At 60.5% G+C, this 486-nt stretch carries 1 protein-coding gene; it reads left to right on the top strand.

The window, feature by feature from the left end; translation table 11 throughout:
• Positions 1 to 57: 57 nt before the first annotated feature.
• Positions 58 to 486 (top strand): transporter substrate-binding domain-containing protein (locus AWU74_RS07985; protein WP_162505079.1); only part of this gene is annotated, 429 nt, incomplete at its 3' end.

Genomic DNA, 486 nt, shown 5'->3' with positions numbered 1-486 from the left:
CCTTTCGGTACGGGGCAGCAACAAAACGCGCGCAAGGCGCTTGATGGAGGCTATGATATGAAAGCAGAACAGAGAATCATCGCGGCGGCGCTGGCATTCGCGGCGGCATTGTCGGCGAACGCGGCGGGGAACGCCAAGAACAGCAAGGGCAAACCGCGTGAAATCATCGTCGGGGCGTCGGCGGCGGCTAAGCCGTACTGGTACCTCGACGGGAACAACAAGCTGACCGGCTTCGAGAAGGCGGTGTTTGACGAAATCGACGCGCGGCGCCCGGAGCTCGCGTTCAGGTATCAGACGCAGAGTTTTGCCAATATTCTCCTGTCGCTGGAGGCGGGCAAAGTCGACGTGGCGGCGTTCCAGTTTGAATACAACCCCGAGCGCGCGCAAAAGTACCTGTACGGCGCGGTCGGCTATACCACATATCCCCTTCATTTGGGCGTGCGCGAGGACGACTTCAGCATACACTCGTTCGCCGACCTGAAGGGC

It is taken from the genome of Treponema endosymbiont of Eucomonympha sp. (assembly GCF_001028545.1).
The sequence above is the reverse complement of the archived record's forward strand: the minus strand, read 5'-3'. Positions and strand labels throughout refer to the sequence as shown.